The sequence below is a fragment of the Polymorphospora sp. NPDC051019 genome (genome assembly GCF_040683055.1).
Taxonomy (GTDB): domain Bacteria; phylum Actinomycetota; class Actinomycetes; order Mycobacteriales; family Micromonosporaceae; genus Polymorphospora; species Polymorphospora lycopeni.
The window spans coordinates 34,665-49,149 of sequence record NZ_JBFBCH010000026.1 but is presented as its reverse complement, the minus strand read 5'-3'; the positions used below and the strand labels follow the sequence as shown (position 1 = coordinate 49,149).

Sequence of the window (14,485 nt, the reverse complement as noted above, 5' to 3'; positions counted from 1 at the left end):
CTCCCACGAAACGGAACTTCGCTGCTTACAGCACCACCGATCGGTTCGAATGGCCCAGGGCGCCTGGCGGGCCCTCCCGACCGGGCCTAGGCTCGGCGGCACCGGCAACACCCCGCCGGGCACCACCCCGAGGTCCGTGCCCCACAAGGGCACACACCGTCACCAGGAGCAAGCATGGGCGTATTCACCAGCACCGGCGGCCAGGATCCGGCCGGGCACGAGCAGGTCGTCTTCTGCCAGGATCGGCACACCGGTCTCAAGGCGATCATCGGCATCTACTCCACCGCGCTCGGCCCCGCGCTGGGCGGCACACGTTTCTACCCCTATACGAACGAAGACGCGGCACTGAACGACGTGCTCGACCTCTCGCGCGGGATGGCGTACAAGAACGCCCTCGCCGGCCTCGACCTCGGCGGCGGCAAGGCCGTCATCTGGGGCGACCCCGAGCTGGACAAGTCCGAGGCGCTGCTGCGCGCGTACGGTCGGTTCGTGCAGTCGCTCGGCGGCCGCTACTACACCGCCTGCGACGTCGGCACCTACGTCGCCGACATGGACGTGATCGCCCGCGAGACCCGGTTCGTGACCGGCCGCAGTGTCGAACACGGCGGCGCCGGCGACTCGTCGGTCCTCACCGCCTGGGGTGTCTTCCAGGGGATGCGGGCCGCCGCGGAGCACGTGTGGGGCAGCCCGACGCTGGCCGGCCGCCGGGTCGGCGTGGCCGGGCTGGGCAAGGTCGGCAAGCACCTGACCGCCCACCTCCTGGACGACGGCGCGTCGGTCGTGGCGACCGACGTCAGCGAATCCGCCCTGCGCTGGGCGCGCGAGACGTACCCGCAGGTCGACCTGGTCGCGGACACCGCGGCGCTGGTCGCCGCCGACATCGACGTGTACGCCCCCTGCGCGCTCGGCGGTGCGCTCGACGACGACACCGTGGCGACCCTGCGGGCCAGGGTGGTCACCGGTGGTGCGAACAACCAGCTCGCCCACCCGGGGATCGACAAGCTGCTCGCCGACCGGGGCATCCTCTACACCCCGGACTACGTGGTGAACGCGGGCGGAGTGATCCAGGTCGCCGACGAGATCGAGGGGTTCAACTTCGAACGGGCGAAACTGCGGGCGACCCGGATCTTCGACACCACCCGGGAGATCCTCCGGCTGGCCGACGCCGAGGGGGTGCCGCCGGCGGCGGCCGCCGACCGGCTCGCGGAGCGCCGGATGGCCGAGGTTGGCAGGCTGCGTACGATCCACCTGTCCTGACCGTCGTGGGAGCGGCCGGAAGCCCGTCCGGTCATGACTGACTTCCCATGCCGCTCCTTACAGGTCGAAATCAGGCGCACCGTGACCATCTGCGAGGACGCGCGGAGACTCCGGTAGGTAACCCGAGGTGCCGAACCTGGCCATCCCCATGTACCGTAAGAGCCACGAGAGATGCCTGACGTCATCGGGGCCCGCCTTCGGGCTGCCCCGAATTCTGTGCGAGGGGGTCGAGCCATGGGGCGCGGCCGTGCTAAGGCCAAGCAGACGAAGGTGGCCCGGGAGTTGAAGTACCACTCCCCGAACACCGACCTCACTGCACTGCAGCGTGAACTGGCGGGCAGTGGGAAGTCTGACCGCGACTTCGACGACGACTACAAAGAGTATGTCGACGACGATGACGAGGACGACACGGACGACGACCGTAACTGGTCGCCGCCGGCCCGCTGATCTCCGGTCGCATCTGAGCACGCGGTAACGCCCGCGTGCTCACGTATGTCCGTGGGCACAGCAGGTTTCGTCCAGCCCGGTTTCCGACGTGATCGAGGGCTTGCCACGGTGGGCGTCCCGCCCAGACCGTGACAAGCCCTCGTTCGGCTGCACCGAAAGTGTCTGACAAACCAGCTCAGCGCGGCCGGTTGTTCCAGTTGTAGAACGTCGGGATGTTCTCGAAGTGGTTCCACGCACAGACCGCGCTGGACCCCTCGGCAGCACCCGGTGCTGTCACCTCGGCACGGCGGACGCGTGCCTCCTCCGCCTCGCGCAGCAGCGCGGTGAGTCCCGCCCGGGTTCCGTGCACCCGTTCGGCGACCGGGTCGAAAACCTCGTCCTCGACGTGATCAGGCTGCCGAACGCTCGTGGTCTCGGGCATGGTCCAACACTCCCTCCAGTAGACGGATCTTGCTGTTGCGGCAGTGGTTGGTCTGCGTACCGTCGAAACGCCCGTGCTCGAAGAAACGGTTGGCAGCGTGGGCGCCTCCGCAGAACCCGAAATAGGGACAACTGGACCGGCAGGCTTCCACCCCGTCGAGAAACTCCCGGATCCAGCCGAGCCGGTGCGCCGTGGCCAGGATCTCCGGCAGCGGCGTCGCCAGAACGTTTCCGCTGGTGAAGTCACCGTAGCGAGGGTCGGAGAACCCGGCCAGCTCGGGCGAGAGCAGCACCACCGAGCCGTCGTACCCGATGGTGGGAATCGGGTCCAACTGGCGCGGCAGGACGGCGTCGGCGGTGCCGTCGAGCACCGCGGCCGCGTACCGCAGCGACCACTCGACCTCGCGCAGGTGGATCCGCGGATCGCGGCGCCACGCGGCGACCAGCTCGGCCCAGAAGGCACGGACCGCCGCCGCGGGATGATCGTTCGTACGGAGATTCACTCCCTCGGTCTCCTCGATGTTGATGCCGAGCACCTCACAGCCGAGGTCGAGGAAGTAGTCGTACAGTTCGGTCGCCAGCCCCGGCGCGGGCCGGTTGACCACACACAGCGCGGAGAACGGGATGCCGTGCCGGCGCAGCGCGTCGATGCCGCGCCGGATCCGGTCGTACGACGGCCGGCCGCCCCGCGTCACCCGGTCGGCGTTGCGGGCCCGTGGCCCGTCGACGCTCACGCTGACCCGGATGTCGTTGGCCGCGAAGAACTCGCACCAGGCGTCGTCGATCAGGGTCGCGTTGGTCTGGAGATGGTGTTCGACGTCCGGGGCGAACGGCCGCAGCAGTTCCGTGAGGTGCTCGCGGCCGGCCGCGAGCGGCTCGCCGCCGTGCCAGACGACGGAGAACCGGGAATCGCGGGACCACTCGTTGACCGGGCCGGCGACCGCGGCGGCGACCGCCGGCGACATCTTCCGGTCGTCGGCGCGGAACGGCAGGTAGCAGTAGGCGCAGTCGAGGTTGCACAGGGTGGTCGGCTGCATCACCACGTAGGTCGGAACCGTGGCGATGCCGCGCATCCCCGTGAACACCTGCCGTTGGCCGGTCAAGATCCCTCCTCCCGCCTGAGGCGCACCTCAGGCTAGGTGGAGATGGCCGGCCAGGTGAACCCCTGGGCAGCTATCCAGCCGGCCATTGATCGATGATCGCCTCAGCCTCGGGTGTGGTGACCGATCATCTGCACGGTCCCGGTGCCCTCGATGATCTCCCCGGCCTGCCATGCGTCGAGTCCACGGCCGGCCAGCAGCGCCAGCGCCCGGTCGGCGTCCTCGGCCGAGACGATGGCGAACATGCCGATCCCCATGTTGAAGGTCGACTCCATCTCCGGGTCCTCGATGCGCCCCTTGGCCTGCACCAGGTCGAAGATCGGCTGCGGCCGCCAGGTCGACCGGTTGACCACGGCGTCGACGTGCTCGGGCAGGATGCGTACGAGGTTGCCGGGAATGCCGCCGCCGGTCACGTGGGCCAGGGCGCGCACCTCGCACTCCTCGATCAGCTTGAGGCAGTCCTGCGCGTAGATCTTGGTCGGGGTGAGAAGCTCCTCGCCCAGCGTGCGCTGCGGGCCGAAGTCGTCGATCACCGTGTCGAGCCGCATCCGCCCGGCCCCGAGCAGCACGTGGCGCACCAGCGAGAAGCCGTTGGAGTGCAGACCGGACGACCGCATGGCGATGACCACGTCGCCGACCTCGACCCGGTCCCGGCCGAGGATCTCACTCTCCTCCACCACGCCGACCCCGGTCGCCGACACGTCGTACTCGTCGGGACGCAGCACCCCGGGGTGCTCGGCGGTCTCGCCACCGAGCAGGGCGCAGCCCGCGTAACGGCAGCCGTCGGCGATGCCCGCGCCGATCTCGGCCACCTTGTCCGGCACGACCTCGCCGCAGGCGATGTAGTCGAGCAGGAACAGCGGCTCGGCCCCACAGGCCACCAGGTCGTCGACGACCATCGCGACCAGGTCGATGCCGACGGTGTCGTGGATGTCGAGCTGCTGGGCGATGACCAGCTTGGTGCCGACGCCGTCGGTCGACGACGCCAGGATCGGGTTCTGGTATTTCTGCGTGTTGAGCCGGAAGAGCCCAGCGAACCCGCCGAGATCGCCCATCACCTCGGGGCGCATCGTGCGCTTGACCTTCGACTTCAGCAGCTCGACGGCGCGGTCCCCGGCGTGGATCGAGACCCCCGCGTCCGCGTACGTCACGGTGCGCTTGCGGCCGGTGCGGCCGGTTCCCGCGGTCCAGACCTGCTTGTCGCCGCCGTCGGCGCCACCGTTCGGTCCGCTTTCTACGCCGCCGCGCTCAGTCACGTGCGTCACGGTTCTTCCCCTCAGTGCTTCTCGCGGCGAACCGCGTCGGGTGCCTGTCGAGGATCACTCGACTGTGTGTCTCACCGGCCCGGACGGCAGTTGACCGGACCGGCTACGTCCTACGGACGCTGCGGTGCCTCAGCGCCGCCGGGCACGGCGACGAGTGGCAGTGTGCCGGGACGATCCGTCCCGGGGTCTTCGGGTTGCGCTCCGGTGCCCGGCCGCGGGCCGGCGTCGCCGGACACCCGCCGGCCCACACCCTCGAGCACGTGCTTGCCGATCAGGTTGCCCGCGGGCAGCTCGATCGGATACTCACCGTCGAAGCAGGCCCGGCACAGCCTGGTCTTCGGCTGCTCGGTCGCCGCGATCAGCCCGGACAGCGAGACGTAGCCGAGCGTGTCGGCCCCGATCGAACGCCGGATGCCCTCGTTGTCGAGTCCGTTGGCCAGCAGCTCGGCGCGCGTGGCGAAGTCGATGCCGTAGAAGCACGGCCAGTTGACCGGCGGCGACGAGATGCGTACGTGCACCTCCAGCGCCCCTGCCTCGCGCAGCATCCGGACGATGGCCCGCTGGGTGTTGCCCCGCACGATCGAATCGTCGACCACGACCACCCGCTTGCCCCGGACGTTTTCGCGCAGCGGGTTGAGCTTCAGCCGGATACCGAGCTGGCGCAGGGTCTGGGACGGTTGGATGAAGGTGCGCCCGACGTACGGGTTCTTCATCAGACCGGCGCCGTAGGTGATGCCGGAACCCTCGGCGTAGCCGATCGCCGCAGGCGTGCCCGACTCGGGCACCGGAATGACCAGGTCGGCCTCGACCGGGTGCTCCTTGGCCAACTGACGGCCGATCGCGACCCGGGCGGAGTAGACGTTGCGGCCGGCGATCGTGGTGTCCGGCCGGGCGATGTATACGTATTCGAACAGGCAGCCCTTGGGCTCCGGGGCGGCGAACCGGGCCGACCGCAGGCCGTGCTCGTCGATCGCGATCAACTCACCGGGCTCGACCTCGCGGACCACGCTCGCACCCACGATGTCGAGCGCCGCGGTCTCGCTGGCGACCACCCAGCCGCGCTCCATCCGGCCGAGCACGAGCGGCCGGACCCCGTACGGGTCACGGGCGGCGTAGAGGGTGTTGTCGTCCATGAAGACGAGGCTGAAAGCCCCACGCAGGGTCGGCAGCACCTCCAGCGCGGCCGCCTCGACCGACAGGTCCGGCCGGCTGGCCAGCAGCATCGTCATCAGCGCGGTGTCGGTGGTCGAGCCGTCGGAGTCCAGGCCCCGTTGGGCGGCCTCGACGGCGAGCCGGGCGGTGTTGACCAGATTGCCGTTGTGGGCCAGCGCGATCGTGGTGCCGGCGGCGTTGGACCGGATCGTCGGCTGGGCGTTTTCCCAGGTGGAGCCGCCGGTCGTGGAGTAGCGGGTGTGTCCGATCGCAAGGTGGCCGCGCAGGCTGGCCAGCGTGGGCTCGTCGAACACCTGGGCCACCAGGCCGAGATCCTTGTAGACCACGATCCCAGAGCCGTCGCTGACGGCCATGCCGGCCGCCTCCTGGCCGCGGTGCTGCAGCGCATAAAGGCCGAAATAGGTGAGTTTGGCGATCTCCTCACCCGGCGCCCAGACCCCGAATACTCCGCACTCGTCCTGCGGGCCGGGCTTTTGGGGGTCGAGGTCCTGAGTCAACCGGCCGTCGCCTCGGGGCACCTGCCGCTCCCTCTCGAAATTCTGGTGAGCTGTGTCCGGGATACCGTCGCCAGACAGTGTACGCGAGCCAGCGGTGATGACAGACGGCTACGAATCAGCTCCGTTCTGCTACGATGCCTCGCGTCGCCTCGCCGATCAGATCGGGAGGTATCCGGAGATATCAGCTCGATTACCGCTGAGCTGCACACTCCCGTCCGCCGTCGCATCGGACCACGCCAATCGACCGGTGGCCAGCCGGACCCAGGTGATCGGGTCGGTCTCGACCACGTTCGGTGGGGTTCCCCGGGTGTGGCGGGGGCCCGCACCGCACTGAACTGCGCCGTAAGGTGGGACCCGCACCTCCACCGATCGGCCCGGTGCGGATCTTGAAAGCTCGGACAGCAGCGCACGGACGGCATCACGGAGCACCGCTTTCTCCAGCGGTCGCCCGGCTTCGATGGCCGCCAGAGCCGCCGCCACCGCGGCAGACTTAAAGTGCGCAGAGGACACGACGGGACGATACGACCTTTCGCCGGAGCACATCATGCTGCCCCTGGGTCGCGCTGATCCCGCCAGACAAGGCATAGTGGCCGACGGTGTATTCGTGCGGGGCGAGCCGGACCGGAAGGCGGTGGACGTGACAACACACCGACGAGCCTGGATGCTGCGGGCGGGTGTGGTCGTGGCGCTGGCCACCAGCGCCCTCATCACCGTACCGGCCTCCCCGGCCCTGGCCGACCCGCCCGAAGTCGGCGTTTCCCCCGGTTCGGTGAACCTCCAGGCCGGCAGCGACGCCTCCGTCACGGTCCAGATCACGACCCAACTGCCCGAGGACACCACGGTCAACGTAAGCCTGACCGGTCTACCGAGTGGCGTGAACTGCGCATCCGGCTGTGGCGAGGTTTCGGTCACGCCGGAGAGCCGCAAGAACCACCCGCTGACGCTCAAGGCCGCCGCCAACGCGGCTGCCGCCAACAGCAACGTCACCGTCACCGTCCAGACGTCCTCGAACTCGAACAGCGCGTCGTTCTCGCTGCGGGTCACCGCGGCCGCGCCGCCGCCGCGGCCGACGGTCCGGGAGGTCTCGGGCACGGTCACCGACCAGACCACCGGCAACCCGGTCGCCGGCGCGACGGTGGCGATCGCCGACTCGCAGAACAACCGCTACGACACCGTCACCGGCGAGAACGGCCGCTTCCGCTTCGCCGGCACGGCCCAGAACCCGATCGCTCCGGGCAGCATCGAACTCGGTGCCAGCAAGGACAGCGCGATCAAGACCATCACGATCACCGGCGCGGCCAACCAGTCGGTGACCAACCAGCGGCTCGCTCTCGCGCTCCAGCCGTCGCCGTCGCCCAGCGCCAGCCCGTCCGACGAGGCGAGTGCCGAACCGACCCCGAGCGAGGGCGAGGTAAGCGGCGAGCCCACTCCCGGGGCAGCGACCCAGCCGGCCGCCAACGACAGTTCCGGCGGCTTCGGCTCGTGGGCCCTGATCCTCGGTGGTGGCCTGCTCGTCGCACTGGGCGTCGGCGCGATCGTGCTGCTTCTCGTACGACGCAAAGAGGCCGACGACGACGCCGAGGACGGTGCGGCCGGGCGGGGGGGCCGGGCGGCCCGTCCCGCCGCCGCCGCCGCTGCCGCCGGCGGATACGGCGGGATGGACGACGCGACGCGGATCACGCCCCGGGCCGGCGCCGGACCCGACCCGACCATGGTCAGCCGCCCCGCACTGGGTGACCAGCCGACCATGCTTCAGGCCCGGCCGGTCGTCGACGAGTTCCCCGACCCGTACGGCGCACCGCTGCCAACCGCCCAGGACAAGCAGAGCTGGGGCAACGACTACGACGCCGGCCAGCCCACCCAGGCAGGCTACGGCTACGGCAACGCCCCCGCCTCGGGCGCCGGCTACGGCAACGCCCCGGCCTCCGGCGCGGGCTACGGCAACGCCCCGGCCTCGGGCGCCGGGTACGGGACCGCCCCGGCATCGGGTGCCGGCTACGGCAATGCCCCCTCTTCCGGCAGCGGCTACGGCTACGGCGACCCCCCCGGCTCGGGTGCCGGCTACGGTGCGGGCGGTGGTCGGGGCGACGGTTACGGCGGGCGCGACTACGGCAGCCCGGCGGACCGGCCCGCGCCGGGCGGCGGCTACGGCGACCGTTACGACGAGCCCACCGGCCGCTACGAGCCCGGTGGCAACACCGGCAACGCGGTCGCGGGCGGCTACGCCCCCGCCGTCGACCCGTACGACTCGGATTCCTCCTCGTACGGGCAGGGCCGTGGCTACGGCGGCCAGGACCAGGGCTACCGGCAACCGTCCGGGCAGCAGTACGGCGGCCGGGGTGGCGGCGACCACGAGCAGCCGACCGGTGGCTACGAGCCCTCGACCGGCGGCTACGAGCGGGGGAACCGCTACGACGCGCCCGCTACCGGCGGCGGCTACGGCCAGCAGGACCACCGTTCCGGCGCGGCTGGCGGATACGAGCAGACCGGTGGATACGACCGCGACGGCTACGACCAGCGCGGCCAGGATCCCCGGGGCGGCTACGACCAGCGCGGCGGTTACGACCGGGGCGGCTACGACCAGCAGCCCGGTGGATACGACCAGCGCGGTGGCGGATACGACCGAACGCCGGAACAGCGGGGTGGCTACGACCGGGGCGGCTACGACCAGCCCGGCGACTACCCGTCCGACCGGGGTGGTCAGGGCGACCAGTCCCGGCGGGGCGGCCCGCAGCAGCCCGGCCGGCCGGATCGTGGCTCGCTGGACTGGCTGGACGGCTGAGCCCGGCGCCTCGTCAGGCGGCGGTGAAGACCCCGTTGCGCAGCACCGGCACCACCGACGAGACACCCGTTTCGACGGCGATCTCGACGTCGGCGCCGTAGCCGCGGCTCCGCAGTTCGCGCCCTGACACGGAGCCGCGTACGGCCGCCGGCACATCGGGCACGCTGGCCAACGCGGCCAGCGCCACCGCCGCCTCGACCGAGAGCCCGCCCGGCACCGTCGCCAGCGCGTCGAGGACCGCGGCCGCACCGAGCTGATCCTCGACGCCGGGGCGCAGCGTCAGGTCGGGCCACCGTTCGCCGGCGGCGATCACCCCGACCGGGGCGTCGGTCGAGCCGTACCCGTGCTCGGTGAGCCAGCGCCCGACGGCGGGTGCGTTGCGCAGGCAGCCGGCGACGACCGGGACACCGGTGGTCGCGGCGGCGGCGCAGATGGCCGAGCCGTTCGGTGACGGCAGGACCAGGTCGGGTACGGCAGGAGCACGCCGCAGCGCCGCCGGTGACAGCGACCACGGGTTGACGTCGTCGACCGAGTCCCGCCCGACGGCGACGACCGCGCCGATCCGGGTGGCGTATTCGGCGGCCTGGTCGTTCCAGGGGAACGGGTGCACCCGCATCCCCCGGGAGACCGCTACCTCGACCGACGTCGTGAACGAAAGGACGTCGACGACGACCAGGGCCGCGCAGACCCGCCCGAGTTCGGCGGCGCCGGCGAGACCCCAGTCGAAGCGTGCCCCGCTGCCCGGCTGGGCGAATACCACCAGGTCAGGGCGTGTCGGTAGGCCCGGCCGGGGCTGCGGTGCCAGGATCGCCGGTTTCGGCGACTTCGGCGGGTGCGGTGGTCTCGACGGTTCCGGCGACCACGGCCGCGGCGGGCGGCGCCCCGGACACGGCCGGCTCGGCGGGACCGCCGGCCACCGGCGCGGCGGGCGCGGGCGGCTCGGCTGCGACGGGTTCGCCGGTGGCAGGATCGGCGGCGGCGGGCTCGCCGTCCGTGGTGGCGGGCTCCGGCGTGGCAGCCTCGGTCGTGCCGCCGAAGAGCCGGGGCAGGGTCGAGGTGAACGCCGCGCGCAGCTCGTCGAAGCCGATCGAGAACTGGTCCCGGATGTCGATGCCGTCCTGGTTGGGATCGGTCACGCCGAGCGCCGTCGCCGGTACGCCGTATTCGACGCACAGGCCGGCGAACGCCTTCTCTTGACCCCGGGGCACCGCGACGAGGGCGCGGCCGGCCGACTCGCTGAAGAGATACACGAACGGCATCGAGCCGGTGCCGAACTCCTCGGGCAGTGCGATCCGGGCGCCGACCCCGTGCCGCAGCGACGACTCGACCAGGGCCTGCGCGAGGCCCCCGTCGGAGAGGTCGTGCGCGGAGCTGAGGTGCCCGACCCGGGCGGCTTCGGCGACGAGGTCGGCGAGCAGCTTCTCCTGGGCCAGGTCGACCCGGGGCGGTACGCCGCCCAGGTGCTCGTGGGCCACCCAGGCCCACTCGGAGCCGGACAGCTCCAGGCGGGTCTCACCGAGCAGGAAGATCACGTCGCCATCGGCGTGGGTGGGCCGGGAGAAGCCCATCGGCACCCGCTGGGTCACGTCGTCGAGCACCCCGAGCACCCCGACGACCGGGGTGGGGTGGATGGCGACCGAGCCGGTCTGGTTGTAGAAGCTGACGTTGCCGCCGGTGACCGGGATGCCGAGCTCGGCGCAGCCGTCGGCCAGTCCGCGTACGGCCTCGGCGAACTGCCACATCACACCCGGGTCCTCGGGTGAGCCGAAGTTGAGGCAGTTGGTGACGGCGATCGGGCGGGCACCGGTGACGGCCACGTTGCGGTAGGACTCGGCGAGTGCGAGCCGGGCGCCCTGGTAGGGGTCGAGGCGGGCGTAGCGGCCGTTGCCGTCGACCGAGAGCGCCACCCCGAGCCCGGACTGCTCGTCGATCCGGATGACGCCGGAGTCTTCGGGCTGGGCGAGCACGGTGTTGCCGAGGACGTAGCGGTCGTACTGCTCGGTCACCCAGGTCTTGTCGCACAGGTTGGGCGACGCGATCATGCGCAGCACGGTCTCCCGCAGCGCGTCGGGGTTGGCCGGGCGCGGCAGCGTCTCGGCGCGGTCGGCCTGGATCAGGATCAGGTCGGACGGCTCGCGCATCGGCCGGGCGTAGACCGGGCCGTCGTCGGCGAGCGAACCCGGCGGTACGTCGACGACGGTGTGCCCGTTCCAGGTGATGACCAGCCGGCCGGGCTGCCCGTCCGGCGCCGCCGGGGTAACCTCGCCGATCGCGGTGGCGAGGACGCCCCACTTGTCGGCGGTCTTGAGCACCGCTTCGAGCTTCTCCGGGGCGACGATGAGTAGCATCCGCTCCTGGGACTCGCTGGCCAGGATCTCCTGCGGCTCCATCGACTGCTCGCGCAGCGGAACCCGCTCCAGCCAGACCCGCATGCCGGTGCCGGCGGCGGCGGCGGTCTCGGTGAGCGCGCAGGTCAGGCCGGCGCCGCCGAGGTCCTGGATGCCGACGACGAGTTGGGCGTCGTAGAGCTCCAGGCAGGCTTCGATGAGCAGCTTCTCGGTGAACGGGTCACCGACCTGCACCGACGGGCGGCGCTTGGCGCTGCCGGCGTCGAAGGTGGCGCTGGCCAGCACGGACACGCCGCCGATGCCGTCCCGGCCGGTCTTGGCGCCCATGAGGACGACCACGTTGCCGGCGCCGGCCGCCGCCTTGTTCTGGAGACGGTCGGCCGGGAGCACGCCCAGGCAGAGCGCGTTGACCAGCGGGTTGCCCTGGTAGCAGGGGTCGAAGACGACCTCGCCGCCGATGTTGGGCAGGCCGAGGCTGTTGCCGTAGCCGCCGACCCCGGCGACGACGCCGGGCAGCACCCGGGCGGTGTCCTCGTGGTCGGCCGCGCCGAACCGCAGCGGGTCCATGACCGCGACCGGGCGGGCGCCCATGGCCAGGATGTCGCGGACGATGCCGCCGACCCCGGTGGCCGCGCCCTGGTAGGGCTCGACGAAGCTCGGGTGGTTGTGCGACTCGACCTTGAAGGTCACGGCGAGGTTGTCGGAGATCCGGATGACGCCGGCGTTCTCCCCGATGCCGGCGAGCAGCCGGTCGCTCGGCGGCGCCTTCTCGCTGAACTGGCGCAGGTGGACCTTGCTCGACTTGTAGGAGCAGTGCTCGCTCCACATGATCGAGTACATGGCCAGCTCGGACTGGGTCGGCCGGCGGCCCAGGATCTGCCGGATCCGGTCGTATTCGTCGTCGCGCAGGCCGAGTTCGCCGTACGGCTGGGGCACCTCGGGGGTGGCCACGGCCACATCGACGGTGTCCGGGTCCTCGGCGGACGGTGCCGCGCCTGGCCGGACGTCTGACTGGGTGGTCATGCAGGTGCTCCCGCGAGGTGCTTGAGGATCGAGGTGAAGAAGCCCAGCCCGTCGAGGGACGGACCGGTCAGCGCCTCGACCGCGTGCTCCGGGTGGGGCATGAGGCCGACCACGTTGCCGGCCGCGTTGCTGATGCCGGCGATGTCACGCAGTGAGCCGTTGGGGTTGCCGCCCACGTAGCGGGCGACGATCCGGCCGGTCGCCTCGAGTTCGTCGAGGGTGCGCTCGTCGGCGACGTAGCAGCCCTCACCGTTCTTGACCGGGATCAGGATCTCCTGCCCCGCGGCGAAGGTGTTGGTCCAGGCGGTGGCCGGCGACTCGATCCGCAGGATCTGGTCGCGGTTGCGGAAGTGCAGGTGCTGGTTGCGGGTCAGCGCGCCGGGCAGCAGGTGGGCCTCGCAGAGGATCTGGAAGCCGTTGCAGATACCGAGCACCGGCAGGCCGCCGGCCGCGGCGGCGACGATGCTCTCCATCACCGGCGCGAAGCGGGCGATGGCGCCGCACCGCAGGTAGTCGCCGTACGAGAAGCCGCCGGGCAGCACCACCGCGTCGACGCCGTGCAGGTCGGGGTCGGCGTGCCAGAGGCGTACGGCCTCGCCACCGGCGAGACGGACGGCACGGGCCGCGTCACCGTCGTCGAGGGAGCCCGGGAAGGTGACGACGCCTACGCGCGCTGTCACGGTCGGACTTCCTCGGTCTCGGCCAGCCGGACCTCGAAGTCCTCGATCACCGGGTTGGCGAGCAGCTTGTCGGCGATCTCACGGGCCCGGTCGAGGTCCGCCTCACCGGCGAACTCGATCTCTATGCGCCGGCCGATGCGCACGGAGGAGACATCGTCGACCCCGAGGCGAGGTAGGGCGTTTACGACCGCCTGACCCTGGGGATCGAGAATCTCCGGCTTGAGCATGACGTCGACGACGACGCGAGCCACTGGGCACTCCTGACTGTGTACGCAGTTGGGTGCCGACCCCAATGGGGCGAGCGGAGCCAGCCTACCTGGTAGATGGACCGGTCGACGCACCGCCCGGCGGCGTACACGGGCCGGCGGAGGTCGCCTGTGGCCTGCGGCGGGGCAGGCACGACGGGACATAGTTCGCACCGGGGCGGACCGGCACCCGGCCGGCCCCGGCGGATCACCGTCCGCCGGGGGCAGCAGCAGGGATTTCCTCAGATCAGCGAGTTGATGGCGGTGACGGCGGTCACCACGGCGAGGATGGCGCACACCCCGGAGGCGACGTAGCTCACCAGCGACAGCCGGATCTTCTTGAGCAGCCAGCGGCCGAGCAGGACGGCGAGTCCGGACACGGTGGCCAGCGCCGCCCAGGAGCCGAAGAAGACCGGAATGGCGGGCTGCCCGCTGGCCACCAGGCCGGCGACGAGCAACTGCGACAGGTCGCCCCATTCGGCGGTGAACAGGACGAGGAAGCTGGCGCCGAAGGCCCGCCAGCCCCGCTTCCCCTCGCCGACCTTGCTCGCGAAGGCCTGCTCCTGTTCGGCGCCCTCGGCGTCGGCCCGCCGTGCCCCACGCAGTAGCAGCAGTGCGCCGACCGCGAAGAGTCCGGCCGAGACCAGCGCCACCGGCGCCTGCGGCAACTGGGCGAGCAGGCTGCCGGCCGCCACCGCGACCAGGCACTGCACGCCGAAGGCGGCCACCACGCCGAGCCACACCGGCAGCGGCGGATAGCGGGTGGTGAGCACCAGGGTGGCGACGAACGTCTTGTCCGGCAGTTCGACCGGCGCGATGAGCACGAAAGCGGTCAGCGCGACGAGAACGTATTCCAACGGAGGATTCCTTCCCGGCCGGACCGGGAGCGGGATGCCCTCGACCCGGCCATACGGCCTGGGTCGAAGGTCTCGCCCACCGCACCGGATCGGGTGCGGTCCACGTGGCCGGGCGCCGGGCGCCAGTGTGTCGACCGCGTGATTGGGGGCTACTCCCCTTCGCTGGTGGCGAGCGTATCCCACCGCCGCGCCGCCGCCCACCAGGGCCATAACATCGTGTTATGTCGATTCGACCATTGTGAATCAATGGCGGACGTCCTAGCGTGTCCGTCGGAAGGATCAGACCCCCGAGTTCATTGATCCATTTCGAAACAGCCGTACGGCGGACGACCAGTCCACCGACGGCGGCTCACCCCGACCCGGCCGACCCCCGCCGGGCAAACCCCCTCGG

General features: G+C 71.3%; 13 protein-coding genes. 3 read left to right on the top strand and 10 right to left on the bottom strand.

Features of this window, described 5'->3' with window-relative positions; translation table 11 throughout:
- Positions 1 to 174 precede the first annotated feature (174 nt).
- Both AB0M79_RS31510 and AB0M79_RS31505 read left to right on the top strand, forming a co-directional pair.
- On the top strand, positions 175 to 1,257 hold the full coding sequence (locus AB0M79_RS31510; protein WP_357542261.1) for a Glu/Leu/Phe/Val dehydrogenase dimerization domain-containing protein: 1,083 nt from the start codon (positions 175 to 177) through the stop codon (positions 1,255 to 1,257).
- 234 nt (positions 1,258 to 1,491) lie between these two features.
- The gene (locus AB0M79_RS31505; RefSeq protein ID WP_212824688.1) at positions 1,492 to 1,704 is read left to right on the top strand and encodes a DUF3073 domain-containing protein; all 213 of its coding nucleotides are present in this window, start codon (positions 1,492 to 1,494) and stop codon (positions 1,702 to 1,704) included.
- A 175-nt stretch (positions 1,705 to 1,879) separates the two neighbouring features.
- Here AB0M79_RS31505 and amcA read toward each other — a convergent pair whose 3' ends face one another.
- From amcA to AB0M79_RS31480, 5 genes are all read right to left on the bottom strand, one after another.
- The gene (gene amcA / locus AB0M79_RS31500; protein WP_364220855.1) at positions 1,880 to 2,125 is read right to left on the bottom strand and encodes a multiple cyclophane-containing RiPP AmcA; all 246 of its coding nucleotides are present in this window, start codon (positions 2,123 to 2,125) and stop codon (positions 1,880 to 1,882) included.
- On the bottom strand, positions 2,094 to 3,197 hold the full coding sequence (amcB, locus tag AB0M79_RS31495) for a cyclophane-forming radical SAM peptide maturase AmcB (protein WP_364220976.1): 1,104 nt from the start codon (positions 3,195 to 3,197) through the stop codon (positions 2,094 to 2,096). Before amcB ends, amcA begins: the two co-directional genes overlap by 32 nt.
- A gap of 131 nt (positions 3,198 to 3,328) precedes the next feature.
- Positions 3,329 to 4,489: a phosphoribosylformylglycinamidine cyclo-ligase gene (gene purM, locus AB0M79_RS31490; protein WP_357542255.1), complete on the bottom strand. Its 1,161-nt coding sequence runs from the start codon at positions 4,487 to 4,489 to the stop codon at positions 3,329 to 3,331.
- A 110-nt stretch (positions 4,490 to 4,599) separates the two neighbouring features.
- Positions 4,600 to 6,180, bottom strand: coding sequence for an amidophosphoribosyltransferase (gene purF / locus AB0M79_RS31485; RefSeq protein ID WP_364220852.1), 1,581 nt, complete (start codon positions 6,178 to 6,180; stop codon positions 4,600 to 4,602).
- A 135-nt stretch (positions 6,181 to 6,315) separates the two neighbouring features.
- Positions 6,316 to 6,669 (bottom strand): sterol carrier family protein, encoded by a 354-nt coding sequence (locus tag AB0M79_RS31480; protein WP_364220849.1) that lies wholly within the window; start codon positions 6,667 to 6,669, stop codon positions 6,316 to 6,318.
- A gap of 127 nt (positions 6,670 to 6,796) precedes the next feature.
- Between AB0M79_RS31480 and AB0M79_RS31475 the strand changes: the two genes are divergently transcribed.
- Complete coding sequence (locus AB0M79_RS31475; protein WP_364220846.1) at positions 6,797 to 8,941, top strand: carboxypeptidase regulatory-like domain-containing protein; 2,145 nt, start codon at positions 6,797 to 6,799, stop codon at positions 8,939 to 8,941.
- A gap of 13 nt (positions 8,942 to 8,954) precedes the next feature.
- On the opposite strand, the gene AB0M79_RS31470 is transcribed toward AB0M79_RS31475, so the two are convergent.
- From AB0M79_RS31470 to AB0M79_RS31450, 5 genes are all read right to left on the bottom strand, one after another.
- Positions 8,955 to 9,704: a 2-phosphosulfolactate phosphatase gene (locus AB0M79_RS31470; protein ID WP_357542338.1), complete on the bottom strand. Its 750-nt coding sequence runs from the start codon at positions 9,702 to 9,704 to the stop codon at positions 8,955 to 8,957.
- Position 9,705: 1 nt separating this feature from the next.
- Entirely contained in the window at positions 9,706 to 12,312 is a 2,607-nt protein-coding gene (purL, locus tag AB0M79_RS31465) for a phosphoribosylformylglycinamidine synthase subunit PurL (protein WP_364220843.1), read from the bottom strand.
- Positions 12,309 to 12,992, bottom strand: coding sequence for a phosphoribosylformylglycinamidine synthase subunit PurQ (purQ, locus tag AB0M79_RS31460; protein ID WP_364220840.1), 684 nt, complete (start codon positions 12,990 to 12,992; stop codon positions 12,309 to 12,311). The genes purL and purQ overlap by 4 nt, the downstream gene beginning before the upstream one ends.
- Positions 12,989 to 13,243 carry a phosphoribosylformylglycinamidine synthase subunit PurS gene (purS, locus tag AB0M79_RS31455; RefSeq protein WP_357542243.1) on the bottom strand — a complete coding sequence of 85 codons (255 nt, stop codon included), beginning with the start codon at positions 13,241 to 13,243 and terminating at the stop codon, positions 12,989 to 12,991. The genes purQ and purS overlap by 4 nt, the downstream gene beginning before the upstream one ends.
- A gap of 236 nt (positions 13,244 to 13,479) precedes the next feature.
- Positions 13,480 to 14,094, bottom strand: coding sequence for a TMEM165/GDT1 family protein (locus tag AB0M79_RS31450; RefSeq protein WP_364220836.1), 615 nt, complete (start codon positions 14,092 to 14,094; stop codon positions 13,480 to 13,482).
- Positions 14,095 to 14,485: the final 391 nt, after the last annotated feature.